This window comes from Gammaproteobacteria bacterium (genome assembly GCA_022340215.1).
Classification (GTDB): domain Bacteria; phylum Pseudomonadota; class Gammaproteobacteria; order JAJDOJ01; family JAJDOJ01; genus JAJDOJ01.
Map to the genome: position 1 here is coordinate 1 of JAJDOJ010000111.1, position 5,526 is coordinate 5,526.

Sequence of the window (5,526 nt, forward strand, 5' to 3'; positions counted from 1 at the left end):
GGAGTTCACTATTTTTACCATTGTTACGGCAAAAGCAAGGCTCGAAGGGACCAGATTCGGCGCGCTGCTTGTGCGTCTCTTTAGTGTTCGCTGCTCTCGGCCCGGAGCAGACCTTGGGCTTCACTCACGACGCTGCGATGCGGCCAGTGATTTTGGACATTCGCCGCAGGAGCGAAGTACACGGTATTGCGGACAACCGCACCGCGGACAAAACGACCAAGCGATTAGCCCAGCATGTCCTGATTACAACGCAACGTATCTTGGCACTTTGTGCCACGAGTGGCTATCAACTCCCTCACATCAGGTCATATGATAAGCAGCTAAACTAAGACTTTATCATCGACCGCAATGCCAAGATTCCAATTGTGGCAGCGCCCGCAGCCGCAAGGATCGCAAGGCTTTGAAACGTCTCCAGGTTGCGCACAGCAATCGCGATCAGCGCCCAACTGACTGTGAAGCCATATTCTGGCGCACGCGACAGACTGAACTGTACCAAACCTGCAAATGACAAGGCCATGAGCAGTGTGATCCAAGCCCAACCAACCTGGTCAGTGAATAGACCATAGCCCGCTCCAATCAGGCCAATTGAGACAAAGCTAGCTGCTGTGAGCCAGCCGGCATAAATTGCCAGTGGCGCTTGCAATAGCCATCTGTCCTTGGCTCTCGGTGATCGGAACAAAGCAGCCAACGCCGTCAACAGCATCACCCAGATCAGGAGCGTGGCCCAAAGCGGGCTGACCTTTGCAACCGAGATCCAGCTGGCGCCTACCGTCAGGCTGACGATCAACGGCCATCGAACCCTGTCCCAAGAGGCTTCAATATCGCGCTTCAATAGTCCAAACCCAGCATGCAGTACAAGCCACGAATAGATCAGGCCCCAAATTGAAAATGCATAACCTGCAGGCACGATTGGTGGATCGACTTGTGGTATAGGAAACTGTTCCGGATAAAAACCTTCAAACGCGCCGGCAAACAGAGGTGATGCAGCAAACAAAAGTGCTGCCGCCATGGACAAAACCGCCTTCATCCGATTCATAGATCAACCCAACTCAATTCGCTTGCATCCGAACTGTCGATCGCAATACAGATCAGGACGTCGACGTAACTGTGCGGTTTACCCATTGGTGCATCCCGATGAAATCCCGCCCGACATAGCCAGCCCGGTACCCAACCGCAAACCTTCCGATGCTTTCTCTACAGGGAGACAATGTGCCACTGCCCGACTGAGGTATGTGCACGGGCCTTGTCTCATTGTAAAGGCGCCGTCGGGCGGATGGACGTTTCACAATGAGGCGTCACTGTACGTCCAGATCTTTACCGTTTTTGAACGCCCGCGGATGTCGAAGTTGCCATGATACTCCAGGCGCTCCAACAGGTTGCCTATATCCTCTCGTGCGCCCTCATCCCGGATCGAATTGACGAGTTCCTGACCGACGACAAGATGGCAATCCAGGGCACGGCTTGCTTCCTGCAAGCGGCTCGCAATGTTTACAGTATCCCCGATAACGGTGAATTCGACGTAGTCCTGCGTTCCGACGTCACCAAGCGCGACCGGTCCGTATTGCAGTCCAAGTCTGATCTGGACCGGCGGCAAGCCTTGCTCGGCCTTGGCGAGGCTGTGCTGCTGCGCTGCTGTCAGCAATTCATACGCGCACGCAAGCGCATTTGAACTGTCCCTTCGCCCAGCATCTGGAAACCCGAAGATCGCCATCACGGCGTCGCCTATGTAGCCTTCGATGGAGCCATCCCATTTGAAGATGATCTTTTCCATCCAGCTGTGCACATCGCGCAGCATTTCGATCACAACCTCCGGCTCAAGCATTTCCGAAAGCCGTGTGAAGCCGACGATATCGGTAAACATGATGGCCAGGTTGTCACGCCTGGCCGGGCCGAGCGGCTGATCTTTCGAGGCCAGGGTTTCGACGATCGCCGGAGAGAAATACCGGGCGAGATTGGCCCGCGCCTTGTCGGCAGCCAGTTCGGCGGCTCGAGCCTCTCCGAGACGCCGGCTGGCTTCTACACGCGCCGTCACGTTCCGCTGGACGGCGACATACTGGCAGACGTCGGCGTGCTCATCGACGATCGGGACAATCGACCACTCCATCCAGAACTCGGTGCCGTCCTTTCTGTAGTTTATGGTCTGACCTTCCCAGAGTTCTCCCCTTCGAAGCGTTTCCCTCAGGTTATTGAAGATCTGGAGGTCCGTTTTCGGACCCTGCAATAACCGGGGCGACTTCCCGATCACCTCGTCCCCGGACCAGCCAGTCATCCTTTCAAAAGCCGGGTTCACGTAGACAATCGATGGGCCCGGTGCGTCCAGATCAGCGGTGGTAATCAAAATGCTTTCGGCCGCGGCCTCTATTACTGCTGCCGCGTCAAAGCCACTTCGTGGATCGACCATCGGTTTCGCACACTCCTTGCTAAATCGTCGTTCGGCTATGCCAATCGACGTAACCAATGCATGCTACATCCTTTCAGGCTCCATTGGGACAGTCCAAATCTGAGGTGGATCTTGGCAGGAAACTTTAGCGCGAAGGAAATGCAAATCCAGATAGTCCCAACCGACGGCCATGCAAGGGAGCCAGCCATGCGCACTACAATTGCGAGCGTCAGATTTGGGTGGACGCATTCGATCCTGAAGGAATAATCGCGCATACGACATGACTCGAAGGTCTCGAACGGGCTCTGAGCAGACTTGCGGCGGTGCAATAGGTCGCCCCACTTCGGTAGGTATGCACTGACTCTCTCGGCCCAAACCGGCCGCTCGCAAAGGGTCGCCACGCCGCGGCGCAGCGTCCCCGAAGCGGACATTGGCGAGTGAACGCAGCAATTTGGTGGCCGATGTCCACTCTTCGGACTAAGCGGCAGCCATCCCATCATATTGGTTGCAACAGCGGTAGGAGGTGTGCTCAGTATCGGTGATTACTGCTTTGACGCTACTACTGTACGATATAGAGCCGTGGGATCGAGGTGTCTTTCAGTCCATCTCGCCGGGTCTCCGACCCGAACGCATCTTTGCATTCTGAATCCTATACCTGGAGATATCAACATGAGCACCACCGGCAAGCAGCTATTCACCACGCTAAAAAGCGATGGCACGCTCACCGTCGCGATCGAGGACGTGACCTTTTCCGATCCTACCGGCAATCAGGTACTTGTGAAAATGGAGGCGGCACCGATCAATCCGTCGGATCTCGCCATTCTTGCCGGTGCGGCCGATCTCGAAAGCGCCGAATATTCGCCTGGAAAGTACGTCGCCATCATGCCCGAGCCGTTCAATACGGGATCCAAGGCGCGTCACGGGCTGAAACTTCCCGCCGGCAATGAAGGCGCGGGCACTGTCGTCGCAACGGGTGACGGCGACATGGCCAAGGCGCTGATGGGGCAGCGCGTCGCCTGTGTGCCAGGCAATGCCTACAGCCAGTATTGTATCGCCGACGCCGCCATGTGCCTGCCGCTGGGCGATTATTCCGCCGAGGATGGGGCGAGCGCCTTCGTCAACCCCATGACCGCGCTGGGTTTCGTTGAAAATGCAAAAATGGACGGGCAAAACGCGATCCTGCATACGGTCGGGGCATCCAACCTTGGCCAGATGCTGACCCGCATCTGCAACGAAGACGGCATCGGACTGGTCAATATCGTGCGGAAAGAGAGCCAGGTCGAATTGCTGAAGCAGCTTGGCTCTACGCATATCGTCAATTCATCGGATGACGACTTCATGCACCAGCTCCGGTCCGCAATTGACGATACCGACGCCTTCTACGGATTCGATCCGATCGGCGGGGGAAAATCGGTCGACAGTGTCTTCAAGGCTATGGAACAGGTCGCGGTTGGCAAGATGACCGAGTATTCGCGCTATGGTTCCAACCAGCAAAAGCGTATGTTCATCTATGGACGGCTGGACGTTGGTCCGACGATCTTGTCGCCGAGTTATGGCTTTGGCTGGACCCTGTCAGGCTGGCTCCTGTTCCCCTTCATTCAATCGGTCGGAATGGAAACCGTGGGACGGATGCGCGGGCGCGTGCTCGAGAACCTGACAACGACCTTTGCCAGCCGCTACAAGAAGCGGGTTGATCTCGAGGAGATGCTGACTAAGGAAGCCGTGACCGATTATCGCGCAATGAAGACAGGTGAGAAATACCTCGTCATGCCTTGGAAATGAGGGTCCCGTGCCAAGTTATGTGAGGCCGGCTCGGGTGTCCGGCGGGGTGTGGGACAAGCCGTGAGCCTAGTCGAATGCCACTCGTACTCTATCTCCTTTGATACAGCTCTGTAACGCACTGCACCACTTCCAAGGGACCGCACAATGGATCGAATTCTCGCTTCGGCAGCAGCAGTCTTCACAGTATCACTGTACGCCGCTTCCGTAGCCTTGGGGCAGTCCTCGGTTGAGACACGCCGGCCGAACGCTCCGAACCAACAGCCCCAAACCGCTGACCAGACGCGTGCACCTCGGCCGGACCGCGCCCCGACCGTAGAAACTACGCTAGTTGCAGCGGACCTGCCGCAGATCTGGTCGCTGGAGTTCCTACCCGACGACAGCATGCTGGTCACAGCCCGGCAGGGGCGTATGTTCGTCATCGCTCCGGGCGGCAGCATCGGCCCCGACATTTCCGGGGTGCCGGCCGTCGATGCCGGAGGACAAGGCGGCCTCCTGGACGTCGCGCTTGCTCAGGACTTCGAGGACTCCCGCCGGATCTTCTTTTCCTTTGCCGAGCCTCGGGAAGGCGGCAACGGCACATCCGTCGCACGCGCGAAGCTTGTTCTCGATGGGAACGGCCGTGGTCGCCTCGAGGATGTCACGGTCATCTTCCGCCAGACACCCACCTATCGCGGCCGAAGTCACTATGGGTCGCGCCTGGCCTTCGCCCCGGACGGCGCGCTCTTCGTAACTGTTGGCGAGAGATCCGCAGAGGCTGTCCGCGTGCAGGCGCAGGACATCGCCAGCGGGCTCGGGAAGGTCTTCCGCATCGACCAGAACGGCGAGGCTCTGCCGGACAATCCCTTCGTCGGCGTAGAGGGTGCGCTGCCCGAGATCTGGAGTCTCGGCCATCGCAACATGCAGTCCGCGGCGATCGACGACCAGGGCAGATTGTGGACGGTTGAGCACGGTCCGCGAGGCGGGGACGAGCTCAACCGGCCGGAACCCGGCAAGAACTACGGCTGGCCGGAAGTGACCTACGGCATCGACTATGGCGGCGGCCCGATCGGCTCCGGCATCACGGCGAGCGCCGACACCGAACAGCCGGTCTACTACTGGGACCCGGTGATCGCACCATCCGGTATGGCATTCTATGCGGGCGACGAGTTTCCCGAATGGAACGGCGCCTTCCTGATCGGAGGCCTGCTGTCGCGGTCCGTCGTGGTCTTGCATGTCGAGAACGACGGTGTGGTCGCGGAGGAGCGCGTGCCCCTCGGAGCGCGTGTTCGCGACGTCAAGGTAGGCCCCGATGGATCCGTCTATGCCGTGACCGAGGAACGTGGCGGTGCATCGACAATTCTCCGCCTGTCCAGAAGCCCCAGCTC

At 58.3% G+C, this 5,526-nt stretch carries 4 protein-coding genes; 2 read left to right on the top strand and 2 right to left on the bottom strand.

Features of this window, described 5'->3' with window-relative positions; all coding sequences use genetic code 11:
* Positions 1-325 precede the first annotated feature (325 nt).
* Together LJE91_07980 and LJE91_07985 are read right to left on the bottom strand one after the other, a co-directional pair.
* Positions 326-1,036 carry a hypothetical protein gene (locus tag LJE91_07980; GenBank protein MCG6868653.1) on the bottom strand — a complete coding sequence of 237 codons (711 nt, stop codon included), beginning with the start codon at positions 1,034-1,036 and terminating at the stop codon, positions 326-328.
* A gap of 246 nt (positions 1,037-1,282) precedes the next feature.
* Positions 1,283-2,401 (bottom strand): PAS domain S-box protein, encoded by a 1,119-nt coding sequence (locus LJE91_07985; GenBank protein MCG6868654.1) that lies wholly within the window; start codon positions 2,399-2,401, stop codon positions 1,283-1,285.
* Positions 2,402-3,049: 648 nt separating this feature from the next.
* On the opposite strand from LJE91_07985, the gene LJE91_07990 reads away from it, so the two are divergent.
* Both LJE91_07990 and LJE91_07995 read left to right on the top strand, forming a co-directional pair.
* The gene (locus LJE91_07990) at positions 3,050-4,162 is read left to right on the top strand and encodes a zinc-binding dehydrogenase (protein ID MCG6868655.1); all 1,113 of its coding nucleotides are present in this window, start codon (positions 3,050-3,052) and stop codon (positions 4,160-4,162) included.
* Between the two features lie 144 nt (positions 4,163-4,306).
* Positions 4,307-5,526 (top strand): PQQ-dependent sugar dehydrogenase (locus LJE91_07995; GenBank protein MCG6868656.1); only part of this gene is annotated, 1,220 nt, incomplete at its 3' end.